General features: G+C 70.7%; 12 protein-coding genes. All 12 read left to right on the plus strand.

Going from position 1 to position 13342, the window contains the following annotated elements; genetic code table 11:
- Positions 1-32: 32 nt before the first annotated feature.
- Genes ACIPYT_RS04550 through ACIPYT_RS04605 form a run of 12 tightly spaced genes read left to right on the plus strand, consistent with a single transcriptional unit; the run spans position 33 to position 13246 of the window.
- Entirely contained in the window at positions 33-1088 is a 1056-nt protein-coding gene (locus ACIPYT_RS04550; protein ID WP_401071053.1) for an ABC transporter ATP-binding protein, read from the plus strand.
- The gene (locus ACIPYT_RS04555; protein WP_401071055.1) at positions 1085-2065 is read left to right on the plus strand and encodes an ABC transporter permease; all 981 of its coding nucleotides are present in this window, start codon (positions 1085-1087) and stop codon (positions 2063-2065) included. The genes ACIPYT_RS04550 and ACIPYT_RS04555 overlap by 4 nt, the downstream gene beginning before the upstream one ends.
- A 2-nt stretch (positions 2066-2067) precedes the next feature.
- Positions 2068-3069 (plus strand): ABC transporter permease, encoded by a 1002-nt coding sequence (locus ACIPYT_RS04560; protein WP_401071057.1) that lies wholly within the window; start codon positions 2068-2070, stop codon positions 3067-3069.
- On the plus strand, positions 3066-4127 hold the full coding sequence (locus ACIPYT_RS04565) for an ABC transporter ATP-binding protein (protein WP_401071059.1): 1062 nt from the start codon (positions 3066-3068) through the stop codon (positions 4125-4127). Before ACIPYT_RS04560 ends, ACIPYT_RS04565 begins: the two co-directional genes overlap by 4 nt.
- Positions 4124-6397, plus strand: coding sequence for a glycosyl hydrolase family 95 catalytic domain-containing protein (locus ACIPYT_RS04570; protein ID WP_401071061.1), 2274 nt, complete (start codon positions 4124-4126; stop codon positions 6395-6397). Before ACIPYT_RS04565 ends, ACIPYT_RS04570 begins: the two co-directional genes overlap by 4 nt.
- Positions 6394-7443 (plus strand): serine hydrolase domain-containing protein, encoded by a 1050-nt coding sequence (locus ACIPYT_RS04575; RefSeq protein WP_401071064.1) that lies wholly within the window; start codon positions 6394-6396, stop codon positions 7441-7443. The genes ACIPYT_RS04570 and ACIPYT_RS04575 overlap by 4 nt, the downstream gene beginning before the upstream one ends.
- Positions 7440-8615: a CaiB/BaiF CoA transferase family protein gene (locus ACIPYT_RS04580; protein WP_401071066.1), complete on the plus strand. Its 1176-nt coding sequence runs from the start codon at positions 7440-7442 to the stop codon at positions 8613-8615. The genes ACIPYT_RS04575 and ACIPYT_RS04580 overlap by 4 nt, the downstream gene beginning before the upstream one ends.
- Entirely contained in the window at positions 8612-9745 is a 1134-nt protein-coding gene (locus ACIPYT_RS04585; RefSeq protein WP_401071068.1) for an extracellular solute-binding protein, read from the plus strand. The genes ACIPYT_RS04580 and ACIPYT_RS04585 overlap by 4 nt, the downstream gene beginning before the upstream one ends.
- A complete protein-coding gene (locus ACIPYT_RS04590; protein ID WP_401071070.1) occupies positions 9745-10197 on the plus strand; it encodes a MaoC family dehydratase in 453 nt (150 codons plus the stop codon). Before ACIPYT_RS04585 ends, ACIPYT_RS04590 begins: the two co-directional genes overlap by 1 nt.
- Before the next feature lie 32 nt (positions 10198-10229).
- Positions 10230-11258: a LacI family DNA-binding transcriptional regulator gene (locus tag ACIPYT_RS04595; protein WP_401071076.1), complete on the plus strand. Its 1029-nt coding sequence runs from the start codon at positions 10230-10232 to the stop codon at positions 11256-11258.
- The gene (locus tag ACIPYT_RS04600) at positions 11255-12139 is read left to right on the plus strand and encodes a cyclase family protein (RefSeq protein ID WP_401071078.1); all 885 of its coding nucleotides are present in this window, start codon (positions 11255-11257) and stop codon (positions 12137-12139) included. Before ACIPYT_RS04595 ends, ACIPYT_RS04600 begins: the two co-directional genes overlap by 4 nt.
- Positions 12140-13246, plus strand: a complete 1107-nt coding sequence (locus tag ACIPYT_RS04605; RefSeq protein WP_401071080.1) for a Gfo/Idh/MocA family protein — start codon at positions 12140-12142, stop codon at positions 13244-13246.
- Positions 13247-13342: the final 96 nt, after the last annotated feature.

Genomic DNA, 13342 nt, shown 5'->3' on the forward strand with positions numbered 1-13342 from the left:
CGGCACCTCCACCACCGAACGCGGAGTCACCGATGACCTCACCTCTCCCTCAGGAACCAGCGCCGCTCCTCGAGGCGCGCGACATCACCATGAGCTTCCGCGTGCGTGGCACGCTCCGTCGCTGGGGCGCCCCCGCGCGCCGGCTCACCGCCGTCAACGGCGTCTCGTTCGTGCTGCACGCCGGCGAGGTCGTCGCGGTCGTCGGCGAGTCCGGTTCGGGCAAGTCCACGATCGCGAAGGTGCTCTCGCAGCTGCAGCGGCAGTCCGACGGCGAGGTGCTGCTGCGCGACGAACCCGTCCGCACCCGGGGCACTCGCTCGTTCCGGCGGTACTGCGCCCAGGTGCAGCTGATCTTCCAGGACCCGTTCGCCTCGCTGAACCCGTTGCGCACCGTGCGGTACCACCTGGCCGACCCGGTGAAGATCCACGGCCGCGCCGACGGCGACGTCGACCGGGTCGTGCGTGAACTCCTCGAGCAGGTGAAGCTCAGCCCCGCCGAGCGCTACATCGACAAGTACCCGCACGAGCTGTCGGGCGGTCAGCGTCAGCGCGTCTCGATCGCCCGGGCGCTCGCCGCCGCGCCCGACGTGATCCTCGCCGACGAACCGGTCTCGATGCTCGACGTCTCGATCCGCCTCGGCATCCTCAACCTGCTGAAGGAGCTCAAGGAGCGGCTGAACCTCGGCATCCTCTACATCACCCACGACATCGCCTCCGCCCGGCACTTCGCCGACCGCGTGCTGGTGATGTACGCGGGAGAGATCGTCGAATCGGGCGACGCCGAGTCGGTGACGCAGGATCCGAAGCACCCGTACACACGACTGCTGATCGACTCCGCCCCCAACCCCGACGACCCCTCGCTCGGACAGCCCGTGAAGGGCGCCGACGTCTCGGCCGAGCCGCCGAGCCTCATCGACCCGCCGAGCGGATGCCGGTTCCACCCGCGCTGTCCGCTCGCGACCGCGAAGTGCGCGGCCGAGGCACCGCCGGAGATCCCCGTGGGAGACGGACGCGTGGCGCGTTGCTGGGCGTACTCGACAGCGCCGTCCGACCTCCCGCTCCCCCGCATCGAGGAGGCCGCGCGATGAAGTACATCCTCCGTCGCATCCTCTTCTACGCGATCACGGCCTGGGCGGCCATCACGATCAACTTCGTGCTCCCCCGGCTCATCCCCGGCGACCCGGTGCAGTCGCTGCTCAACCGCTTCAAGGGGCAGATCAGCGACGAGGCCGCCCAGTCGCTGTACGTGCTGTTCGGCCTCGACGACTCGCAGACGCTGTGGGACCAGTACATCGAGTACTGGGGGCAGCTGTTCCGCGGCGACCTCGGCCTGTCGTTCACGTTCTTCCCGACTCCGGTCTCCGACGTGATCGGGCAGTCACTGCCGTGGACGGTCGTGCTCGTGGGCGTCTCGACCGTGATCGGCTTCGTGCTCGGCACCGTCGCCGGCATCTTCGCCGGATGGCGACGCGGGGGCTGGGCCGAGCGTCTCATCCCCATCACGAGCTTCTTCTCGTCGGTGCCGTACTTCTGGCTCGCGCTCCTCGTGATCGCGGTGTTCGCGGTGAATCTCGGCTGGTTCCCCGACTCGGGCGGCTACGACATCTTCACGGATCCCGGATTCAACGGCCCGTTCATCGTGAGCGCGATCGTGCACGGCATCCTGCCCGCGATCACGGTCGTGGTGAGCTCCTTCGCCGGATGGATGCTGGGTATGCGCAACATGATGGTCACCGTCACGAACGAGGACTACGTGGTGGTCGCGCACGCCAAGGGCCTGGGCGAGCGCCAGGTGAACTTCGCCTACGCCGCGCGCAACGCGATCCTCCCCAGCGTCTCGGGCTTCGCGCTCTCGCTCGGGTTCATCGTCGGCGGCTCGCTGCTGACCGAGATGGTGTTCTCGTATCCCGGCATCGGCTTCGTGATGTTCCAGGCCGTGCAGGCGAAGGACTACCCGCTCATGCAGGGCGTGTTCCTCGTCATCACGTTCGCCGTGCTCGTCGCGAACCTCATCGCCGACATGGCCTACGTCTTCCTCGACCCGCGTACCCGTTCGGAGGTGTGACCGTGACCAACAACCCCGCCGAGAGCGAAGCCGCACTGCTCGCCGACCCCGTCGAGCAGGAGCGCGTCGCCGAGAAGAGGCAGAGCCCGCTCGCCGGGTTCTGGCGCACGCCGAAGAGCCGGGCAGGACTCCTGATCCTCGCGTTCTTCGTGCTGCTGGCGATCTTCGGCCCGCTGCTCGCCCCGTACAGCCCCGACGCGCTGAGCGACGATCTGCTGCAGCCGCCGTCGTGGGCCCACCTGTTCGGCACGACGCAGACCGGGCAGGACGTGTTCTCGCAGTTCATGGTCGGCTCGCGCAGCGTCATGATCGTCGGCACGGTCGCCGGTGTCATCGCCACCATGATCTCGCTGCTGGTCGGCATCAACGCCGCGCTGTTCCCCGGCGTCGCCGACGAGCTGCTGTCGGCCCTCGCGAACATCTTCCTGGTGATCCCGGCGCTGCCGCTCATCATCCTCATCGCCGGGTTCATCCCCAGCGGCGGAGGGTGGGTGACCGTCGCGCTCGTCATCTCGGTCACCGCCTGGGCGTGGGGGTCGCGGGTGATCCGCGCGCAGACCCTGTCGCTGCGCAACCGCGACTTCGTGCAGGCCGCACGGGCGACCGGCAAGAGCACGTGGTCGCTCATCATGGTCGAGATCCTGCCGAACCTGGTGCCGATCATCGCCGGCAGCTTCGTCGGCACCGTGAACTTCGCGATTCTGTCGCAGGTCTCGCTGTCGTTCATCGGCATCGGCTCGTCGAACGACTGGAACTGGGGCACGATCCTGTTCTGGGCGCAGGGGCAGCAGGCGCTCGCGCAGGGCGCGTGGTGGTGGTTCATCCCGCCGGGTCTCGCGATCGCCGTGCTCGGCATGGGCCTCACGCTCATCACGCTCGGCATCGACGAGTTCGTCAATCCGAAGCTGCGGCCGGGCGGACTCGACCAGAAGGCCCTCAAGCGCGCCGGCGTGCGCGCCCGCGTCGGCTACACCGCGGTCCTGCTCGAGAAGGAGAAGTCATGAGCGCCACCCCCACGGCAGAGCCCGTGCTGGAGATCCGCGGACTCAGCGTGTCGTACGGCATGGGAGACGACGAGGTGAAGGCCCTCGACGACGTGACGATCACGCTCCGTCGAGGTGAGGTGCTGGGCCTCGCGGGAGAGTCGGGATCGGGCAAGTCGACGCTCGTCTACGGCGCGACGCGACTGCTCTCGCCTCCCGGCATCGTGACGCAGGGCGAGGTGCTGTACCACCCGGCCGACGGTTCGGGACCCGTCGACATCCTCCGCGTCGACGAGCGTGCGCTGCGGAAGCTGCGCTGGAGCGAGATCGCGATGGTCTTCCAGGGGTCGATGAACTCGCTCAGCCCGGTGTTCCGGATCGAGCGGCAGCTGGTCGACGTGATCGCGAAGCACGACCCGCGTTCGACGCGGCGCGAGCGCACGGCACGGGCCCGCGAGCTGCTGGCGATGGTCGGCATCCCGAGGGATCGCCTGACGGCGTACCCGCATCAGCTCTCGGGCGGCATGCGGCAGCGCATCATGATCGCGATGGCGATGGCCCTGCAGCCCGACGTCGTGATCATGGACGAGCCCACCACGGCCCTCGACGTCGTGATGCAGCGGCAGATCCTGCAGGAGATCCTGCGTCTGCGCTCCGAGGTGAACTTCTCGGTGATCTTCATCACGCACGACGTCTCGCTGCTGATCGAGCTCGCCGACCGCATCGCGATCATGTACGCGGGGCGGATCGTCGAGCAGGGCACCTCGCACGAGGTCTACCGCAACCCCCAGCATCCGTACACGCACGGTCTGCTCAACTCGTTCCCCGCGCTGCGCGGCGAGCGTCGGGAGATCGTCGGCATCCCCGGTTCGCCGCCGGATCTGCAGCGGATGCCGTCGGGCTGCCCGTTCAACCCGCGCTGCCCGTGGGCGTTCGACGAGTGCTCGCGCACGATGCCACCGCTGGAGCCCTCGGAGAAGGCGCCGCAGCCCGGCCACCTGGTGGCCTGCCACCTGCACGAGAGCGGACGCGTGCTGCCGGCGGAGCTGGCCGTCGTCGGACGGGAGGACGCACGATGACGTCGACGGTGCACTGGACGGCCACGACGGGCGAGGACTGGGAGCACGGGCTGGTCTCGGGCAACGGGGTTCTCGGCGCGCTGCTGTACGGCATCCCCGCCCGCCACGAGATCACGGTCGCGCACGAGCGCGTCGTGCTGCCGACGGATCCGCCGCGCATCGCGCCGCTGCTGGCCCCCGACCTCGAGCGCTTCCGCGCACTGATCGACGAGGGGCGCGCACAGGACGTCGCCGACCTCGGCGTCGCCCGCTCGGTCGAGCAGGGGTATCCGGGGCTGCAGTGGACGGATCCGCTGGTGCCCTCGGTGACCGTGGCGATCGAGACCGACGACGAGGGCGCTGCCGACTACCGCCGCGAGACCGATCTCGACCGTGATCTCGTGACGATCAGCTGGCGGGTCGCCGAGGGCGAGCGCCGGATCGAGCTCTTCACGAGTCGCGCCGACGATGTGGTGGTCGTGCGTCTGGACCCGGGCCTCGCTGCGGCACGCGTGAGCGCCGCCGGACCCGAGAACGTCGTCACGACCTCGTCGGGCGTCAAGGGCGGCAACGCCGAGCGCGTCGAGTTCACCGTGGGCGACGACGAGCACGGTCGCCTGGTGGCGCAGCGGTTCCGCGCCGACTGGCCGGTCGATGTGATCGGCGCCGACGCCCACGTGCGCACGGTCGCCGACGGCACGGCCCGGACGATCCTGATCGACGTCGCGCCCCGGTACGACGGCGACGAGGCGGCCATCGCGGAGCGTGCACGACGCCTCGATGTCCTCCCGCACGACTTCGACACCCTGCACGCGCGGCACCTCGCGGCACTGGCGGCCGAGGTGCACGTCGCCCGGCTCGACCTGGGTGGCGATCTCGGCATCCGTCCCACCGAGGAGATGCTCGCGGCGGAGGATGCGGGCGACCGCGACGCCCTGATCGCGGTGCAGTACCTGTCGGCGCAGCGGTTGATCGCCGGGAGCACCGGCGAGCTGCCCCCGACGCTGCAGGGCGTCTGGTCGGGCACCTTCGACCCCGCATGGTCGTCGGACTACACGATGAACGGCAACGTGCAGAACGGCTCGATCGCGAGCATGCTGTCGACCGGAAACCCCGCACAGCTGCGCACCTACCTCGACATGCTCGAGGGGTTCGCCGACGACTTCCGCGAGAACGCGGCGCAGCTCTTCGGCGCCGAGGGCTATGTGCTCCCCTCGCGGTGCAGTCCGACGCACGCGAAGTGCACACACTTCGACGCCAGGCACGCCCACGAGTTCTGGACCGCGGGCGGGGCGTGGGCCGCCCTGTTCGCGTTCGACCACGCCTGGTACACGGCCGACCTCGAGCATCTGCGCGCGCACGCCTATCCGTTCGCCCGCGAGGTCGAGCGCTTCTACGAGTCGTTCCTCGTCGACGGTCCCGCCGGCCGGTTCGTGTTCTCGCCGTCGTACTCGCCCGAGAACCGGTCGCCGTCGTTCGACTCGCAGGTCTGCCGCAACGCGACCATGGACAGGGCGGCGCTCGCCGGGATGCTGCGCGGACTGCGACGGGCCTCGGCGCTGCTGGGCGTGGACGAGGATCTCGACGCCCGCCGCGCGGACTGGCTGCGCCGGCTGCCCGACTACCGGGTCGCGCCCGACGGCACTCTCGCGGAATGGCTGGACGACGGTGTGGAGGAGCGACTCGGCCATCGCACGGCCTCACAGCTGCTCGGAACGTGGTTCGAGCCGGACGGCGATCTGGTCGCACGGATGCGCGAGCCGATCAGGGCGCTCATCGCGGCGAAGCTGGCATGGCGTGCGAGCGGCGGCTCGCGCGAGGAGATGGCGTACGGCCTCGTGCAGCTCGGCGTCGCGGCGGCCGCGGTCGGCGACGCCGATCTGGCGCTCGAATGCGTCGACCGCATGTCGCGTCTGTACTTCCTGCCGACGCTCGCGACGACGCACGACGTCGGAGCGATCTTCAACGTCGACATCGCCGGGGGCTTCCCCGCCGTGATCAACGCGATGCTGGTGGGATCGTCCGTGGGGTCGATCGACCTGCTCCCCGCTCTGCCGTCCCGCTGGGGCAGCGGGGCGGTGCGGGAGGTCTCCGCGCGCGGCGGTGTCGTGATCGAGGAGCTGTCGTGGACGCCGACCGCGATCCGGGCTCGATTGCGCACACTGCCCGGCGCCCGTGCGCTGCGCGGTGGACGCCCGCTCGCGATCGGGGTGCCCGAAGGGTGGACCTCGTCCGCTGCGGCCGTGGATCCCGGCGACGGCGCCGTGTTCGAGATCGAGGTCGTGCGGTGACCGCGGCTCCGGTCTCCGGTGCGGCAGCGCGTGCGCTCGCGGCATTGCGCGACGACCTGAGCGATCCGTCGCTCGCGGTCGACAGCCTCATGGTGGTGCACGGTGACGACGTGGTGCTCGAGCACTGGGCCGAGGGATGCCCGCCTGCGGCACCGCACGCGGTGTACTCCGTCACCAAGACCGTGACGGCGATCGCCGCCGGCATCGCGGTGGACGAGGGTCTGCTCGACATCGACGCTCCGGTGCGCGACGTGCTCGGCGATCTCGGGGCGGCGATCGATGCGCGCATCACGGTGCGGCACCTGTTGACGATGTCGTCGGGGCGCGCCGCGGGTGATGTGCGCTTGTCGTCGCTGACCAGCGCCGAGGCCGTCACCGCCTTCGTGGATCTACCCGAGCTCTCGGCACCCGGCGAGGTGTTCGCGTACTGCTCCCTGTCGAGCCACCTGCTGGGCCTCGCGGTCGCGCGGGCTCAGGGATCGCGGCTGCTGCCGCTGCTCGACGAGCGGGTGTTCGCCCCGTTGGGAATCGCCACGCCGGCGTGGGAGACCGACCGCGACGGCCACCAGGTCGGCGGCTCGGGGCTGTACCTCACGACCGAGGACATCGCGCGCCTCGGGGTGCTGCTGCGCGACCGGGGATCCTGGCGCGGCCGGCGGATCTTCTCGGAGCGCTGGCACGAGCAGGCCACGGCGGCGCAGATCGCGACCGATCTGCCCGAAGAGCACCGCCCGGAGTGGGCGCAGGGATACGGCTTCCAGATGTGGCGAGGCCTGCACGATGTGTACCGCGCCGACGGGATGCTGGGCCAGTTCGCCGTGATCGCGCCCGACGTCGACCTCGTCGTCGTCACGACGGCGCGCTCGGCGCACACCGACCGCATCCTCGCGGCGATCGCCGATCGACTGCTGTCGCCGCGCGTCGACATCGGTGTCGATCGCGCGGTCATCTCGGTGGATACACTGGGACGAACCAATGAACAATCGATTGCGCACCTGATGGCGACGATGCCGTCGACCGAGGCGCGTGCAAGGAGATCCCTGTGACCGAAGAGCTGATCAAGCCACTCGACGGGGTCGTCGTGCTCGACTTCAGCCAGTTCCTGGCCGGGCCCGTCGCGGCCATGCGACTCGCCGACCTCGGTGCGCGGGTCATCAAGATCGAGCGCCCCGGAACGGGCGACATCGGACGCACCCTCGCCTTCGCGGGCCGCGTCGCCGACGGCGAGACGGTGTCGTTCCACGCGATGAACCGCAACAAGGAGGGGATCACGGCCGACCTCAAGAACCCGGCCGACCTCGAACGCGTGCTCGATCTCGTGGCGCAGGCCGACGTGATCATCCAGAACTTCCGCCCCGGCGTGATGGAGCGCATCGGACTCGACTACGCCTCGGTGCGCAGCCGCAACCCCCGCATCGTCTACGCGAGCGCGAGCGGCTTCGGCGACGAGGGCCCGTGGCGCGATCGTCCGGGTCAGGACCTCCTCGCGCAGTCGATCGCCGGCATCCCGTGGCTCAACGGCTCGCACGACGACGGTCCGGTGCCGATCGGGGTGTCCGTCGCAGACCACCTGATGAGCTGTCACATCGCGCAGGGCGTCACGGCGCTGCTGTACCGGCGCGAGCGCACGGGCGCTGGCGGCCTCGTGCAGACGAGCCTGCTCGAGGCGATGCTCGACCTGCAGTTCGAACTGCTGACGACGCACCTGAACGACGCCGACGTCTCGGTGAGACGGGGTGGCCGGCACTCGGCCCACGCGTTCCTCGCCGCCCCCTACGGCACCTACCCGACCGCCGACGGCTACCTCGCGCTCGCGATGAACCCGATCCCGAAGCTCGGCGAGCTGCTCGGCCTCCCCGCGCTCGCCGCGATGCACGACCCTGATGACGCGTGGAGCCGTCGTGAGGAGATCGAAGACGTCTTGGCCGAGACGCTCGCGCACGAGACCACGGCGCACTGGCTCGGCGTGCTCGACGCCGCCGACGTCTGGTGCGCGCCCGTGCTGACCCTCGAAGAGCTCGTCGCGCACGACGGCTTCGCCGCGATCCGGATGACCCACACGGTCGAGCGCCCCGCCGAGATCACGCAGGACGGCGAGCAGCTCTCGCTGACCGTGACCAGGAGCCCCATCCGCGTCGACGGACAGGTGCTCACGAGCGATCGACCCGCCCCCAAGCTCGGTCAGCACGACGCCACCGTGGGGAGGTCGCTGCGATGACCCTCGTGCTGCGCGGCATGACGTGGGAGCACGAACGCGGACACGGATCGATCGTCGCGGCCTCGACCGCGTACGAGCAGGCGGCTCCCGGGGTGCGGATCGACTGGACGTTCCGGTCGCTGCAGGCCTTCGCCGACGCTCCGGTCGAACAGCTCGCCCGCGAGTTCGACCTGCTCGTGATCGATCACCCGCACATCCCGCTCGCCGCCGACGGCGGAGCCCTCGCGCCCCTCGACGGCGGAGTCCACGACGAGGAGCTGCGCGTGCTCGCGGGGCAGTCGGTGGGCCCGTCGCACGAGAGCTACCGCTACGGCGGTCGGCAGTACGGCCTCGCGAGCGACGCCGCGGCCCAGGTCGCGGTGCGGCGCCCCGACCTCCTCGCCGAGCCGCCGACCGACTGGGACGACGTGATGCGCCTCGCCCGCGACGGCCGCGTGCTGTGGGCGGCGAAGCCGATCGACTCGTACTCGAGCCTGTTGACGCTCGCGGCGAACAACGGCACGCCCGCGTTCGCCGAGCCGGGGCTCTTCCTCTCCCCCGACCACGCCGCACCGGTGCTGGAGCGGATGCGCGAACTCGCCGCCGCCGTACCCGCGTTCTGCCTCGACGCCAATCCGATCGACATCGCCGAGGCGCTGTGCGCCGACGACACCTGGTCGTACTCCCCGCTGGCCTTCGGCTACACGAACTACTCCCGCGCCGGGTACCGCCGCGTCCGACTCGCCTACACCGACATCCCGCGAGGACCCCGGGGCGTGCGCGGCTCCCTGCTCGGCGGCGCCGGCATCGCCGTGTCGGCCCACAGCACCCACCCGCGCGAGGCGGCGGACTTCGCGGTGTGGGTGGCGTCGGCATCCGCGCAGTCCGGGGCGTACTTCGACGGGGGTGGCCAGCCCGGCAACGCCGAGGCCTGGGACGACGAGCGCATCGGCGCTCTGAGCGAGGACTTCTTTCGCGGTACGCGGGCGACGCTCGACGGCGCGTGGGTGCGGCCGCGGGTGCCCGGGTACATCGCCTTCCAGGACACGACGTCGCCCTGGGTCACGCAGATGCTCCGGGGGGAGCTCGCACCCGGAACACTGATCGACCGCATGAACGTCGAGGCCGACCGCATGGAGAGGAGCCGCTGATGCAGACGATCGACCGCTGGCTGGAGGACTACGAGATCGGCGAGACGCGCGACTGCGGCAGCCGCACGATCACCGAGGCCGACATCGTGCTCCACGCAGGGCAGACAGGTGACTTCTTCCCCCACCACATGGATGCGCACTGGTGCGCGACGCAGCCGATCGGGCAGCGCATCGCGCACGGCACGCTGATCATGTCGGTCGCGGTCGGCATGACCGCCGCCGACATCAACCCCCAGTCGATGAGCTACGGGTACGACCGCATCCGCTTCACCGCGCCGGTGTTCATCGGCGACACGATCTCGGTCACCGCGACCATCACCGAGAAGGTCGACCATCCGCGTCGGCCCGAGACGCACGGAGTGATGCACGAGCTCGTGACCGTGACCAACCACCGCGGCGAGACCGTGCTCGTGCTCACCCACCTGTATCTGGTCAACCGTCGCGGCGCCTGACCGCGACCCGCCCGTACTCGTAGGCTCACTGCATGGCCAATCTCAGCGACGTCGCAGCCCTCGCGGGTGTCTCCGTGTCGGTGGTGTCGCGTGTTCTCGCCGACGCCCCCGGTGCACGGGTCTCCGACGCCACCCGCGAACGCATCCGCGAAGCCGCCCGCACTCTCGACTACCAGCCGAACTTCGCGGCGCGCGCCCTGCGGTCGTCGCGGTCGCACATCATCGCGCTGATCGTGCCCGACGTGACGAACGCGATCTTCGCCGAGCTCATGGAGGGCGTGGAGGAGACGGCGCTCGAGCGCGACTACACGGTGGTGCTCGGCCGCGCGGAGGACATGCAGCCGGGTGGACCGGCGCTGCGCCGCCTCGTCGGCGAACGCCGCGTCGACGGGATGCTGGTGCAGTTGCGCGACGAGCCGACCGCCGAGGAGGTCGGCTCGCTCGCCGACCCGTCGACGCCCGCGGTGTTCATCAACTCGCTCGCCCCGGCCGGCATCGGCTCGGTCGTCCTCCCCGACGTCGAGGGCGCGATGATCGCGACCCGCCACCTGATCGACCTCGGTCACACCCGTATCGGCATGATCGGCGGCAAGTCCGACAACTACACGGCGCAGCGGCGTTCGGCGGGGTTCCGTGACGCCTGTGCGACCGCGGGCATCGACGTGCCGTTGTCGCGGGTGGCGCACGTCGGATACTCGGCCGAGGACGGACGTCGGGGTCTGCGTCAGCTGCTCTCGGCGGCCGAGGCCCCGACCGCGATCTTCGTCGCGAACGTGAACGCGGCGCTCGGCGCACTGCTGGAGGCGCGGCGTCTCGGTGTCACCGTGCCGAAGGACCTCTCGATCGTCGCGATGCACGACGTCTGGATGTCGGAGTACTCGTGGCCGCCGCTGTCGACCGTCCGCATGCCGCTGCGGCAGCTCGGATCCGACGCCGTGCGCGAACTGCTGCGCCGACTCGACGACTCGTCACTGCCGCCGGCCGAGGTGCTGGTGACCGATCCCGCGCCGCAGCTGATCGTGCGCGAGTCGACGGTCGCCCCGCCGGAGCATCCGGAGTGAACGCCGACGATCTCCGTGCTCTCGCGGCCCGCGTCTCGAACGCGGGCCGCTGGGGCGCCGACGACCAGCGCGGCACCCTGAACCTCGTGACCGACGCAGTGCGGCTGGCGGCGCTGACCGAGGTGCGCGACGGGAGCGTGCACTCGATCGCCCGCGAGATCGTCGTCGACGGCGGCGACGCGGCGGCGCTGCGCCTGCTGCCGGGCGACGACATCGATCGCACGCTCCGTGACGAGCTCGTCATCGCGCCGCACGGCTTCGCGATGACGCACGCGGATGCCGTCGGCCACTGCTGGTTCGACGGCGTGATGTACAACGACCGCCCCGCCGGGTCGACGATCACCGACCGCGGACTCGAGGCCAACGGGCTCGGCGCGCAGCAGGACGGCGTCGTGACGCGGGGCGTGCTGCTCGACGTGGCCCGTGCGCGCGGGGTCGAGGCGCTCGCGCCGGGCGAGGCGGTGCATCCCGCCGACCTCGACGCGGCCGTGCGGCTCGCGGGCACGGAGGTGCGCCCGGGCGATGCGGTGTTCGTGCGCGTGGGCACCGGCACCGCGGCCGATCCGGTGACGGGACCCGACGGACGCATCGTCCGCGCCGGTCTCGCGGCGGACTGCCTGTCCTGGCTGCGTGGCCACGACGTCGCGGTCTACAGCGGCGACTGCGTCGACGTGTTCCCCAGCCCGGTCGCGGAGTACCCGGACTACTTCCATCAGATCGCGCTCGGCCGCATCGGCCTCGCGTTCCTCGACGGTCCCGACGTCGAGCTGCTCGCGGAGCTGTGCCGCGCTCGGCGACGCGCGACCTTCCTCCTCATGTACGCCCCGCTGCGCGTCCCGCGTGCGACGGGCTCGGCCGTCAACCCGGTGGTGATGTTCTAGATGCCAGACTCCTCCCCTGTCGACCCGGCTCTGCCGGAGTTCGCCCCGTCCGCCGCCTACACGCTGGCGCTCCCCCGGCATCCTCGTCCGATCGTGCTGTTCGGCGCGGGCGGGATCGTGCGCGACGCCCACCTCCCCGCGTATCGCAAGGCGGGCTTCGACGTGGCGGCGATCTGCAACCGCACGCTCTCGCGGGCCGAGGCGCTCGCCGAGGAGTACGGCATCCCGCAGGTCAGCTCGTCGATCGACGAGACGATCGCCCGGGCGCCGCGCGACGCGGTGTTCGATCTCGCGATGATGCCCGAGCAGTACGAAGATGTGCTCGAGCGGCTGCCCGACGGTGCGGCCGTGCTCATCCAGAAGCCGCTCGGCAACGACTTCGCCGCCTCGAGCAGGGTGCGCGATCTGTGCCACCGCAAGAACCTGGTCGCGGCGGTCAACACGCAGCTGCGGTTCGCGCCGTACGTCGCCGCGGCCCGAGAGCTCATCGCCGCCGGCGCGATCGGGGAGCTGTACGATCTCGAGATCCGCGTGCAGGTGAACACCCCGTGGCACATGTTCCCGCACGTCCTCGGCCTCGACCGCCTCGAGATCAACATGCACAGCGTGCACTACGTCGATCTCGTCCGCTCATTCCTGGGCAACCCCGCCGGCGTCGACGCGGTCACGGTGCGGCACCCGGCGACGACGATCGCGAACACGCGCAGCGTGATCCTGATGCACTACCCCGAACGCCGGGTGCGCGCGACGATCTCGACGAACCACGACCACGAGTTCGGACCCCGGCACGAGGAGAGCGCGATCAAGTGGGAGGGCACGCGCGGCGCGATCCGCGCGCAGATGGGCCTGCTGCTCGACTACCCGACCGGCGGGGAAGACCTGCTCGAGATGACCCGCGACGGCGGAGAGTGGGAGCCGGTGCCGTTCGAGGGATCCTGGTTCCCCGACGCGTTCATCGGATCGATGTCGGCGCTGCAGCGCTATGTCGAGGGCTCGGTGCCCGACCTTCCCACGAGCGTCGACGACGTGCAGCGCACCATGGCCGTGGTCGAGGCCGCGCACCGCTCGTCGGATGCCGGTGGCGTGGCGCCCGCGTACGACGCCTGACCCTCCCCCGCGCGGGCCTCCGCCGGCGCTTCGCGCCGGTGCCGGTTTGACCCTGTTCCCGGCACAGCGTGTTCACTTGTTCGTTCCGCTGCCCCG

This window comes from Microbacterium sp. NPDC089695, assembly GCF_044749085.1.
Taxonomy (GTDB): Bacteria; Actinomycetota; Actinomycetes; order Actinomycetales; family Microbacteriaceae; genus Microbacterium.

What these genes read in the sequence shown, in the direction of transcription:
- ACIPYT_RS04550 (WP_401071053.1), top strand. Translation starts at nt 33, where the DNA reads ATGACCTCACCTCTCCCTCAGGAACCAGCGCCGCTCCTCGAGGCGCGC.
- ACIPYT_RS04555 (WP_401071055.1), top strand. Translation starts at nt 1,085, where the DNA reads ATGAAGTACATCCTCCGTCGCATCCTCTTCTACGCGATCACGGCCTGG.
- ACIPYT_RS04565 (WP_401071059.1), top strand. Translation starts at nt 3,066, where the DNA reads ATGAGCGCCACCCCCACGGCAGAGCCCGTGCTGGAGATCCGCGGACTC.
- ACIPYT_RS04570 (WP_401071061.1), top strand. Translation starts at nt 4,124, where the DNA reads ATGACGTCGACGGTGCACTGGACGGCCACGACGGGCGAGGACTGGGAG.
- ACIPYT_RS04585 (WP_401071068.1), top strand. Translation starts at nt 8,612, where the DNA reads ATGACCCTCGTGCTGCGCGGCATGACGTGGGAGCACGAACGCGGACAC.
- ACIPYT_RS04590 (WP_401071070.1), top strand. Translation starts at nt 9,745, where the DNA reads ATGCAGACGATCGACCGCTGGCTGGAGGACTACGAGATCGGCGAGACG.
- ACIPYT_RS04595 (WP_401071076.1), top strand. Translation starts at nt 10,230, where the DNA reads ATGGCCAATCTCAGCGACGTCGCAGCCCTCGCGGGTGTCTCCGTGTCG.
- ACIPYT_RS04605 (WP_401071080.1), top strand. Translation starts at nt 12,140, where the DNA reads ATGCCAGACTCCTCCCCTGTCGACCCGGCTCTGCCGGAGTTCGCCCCG.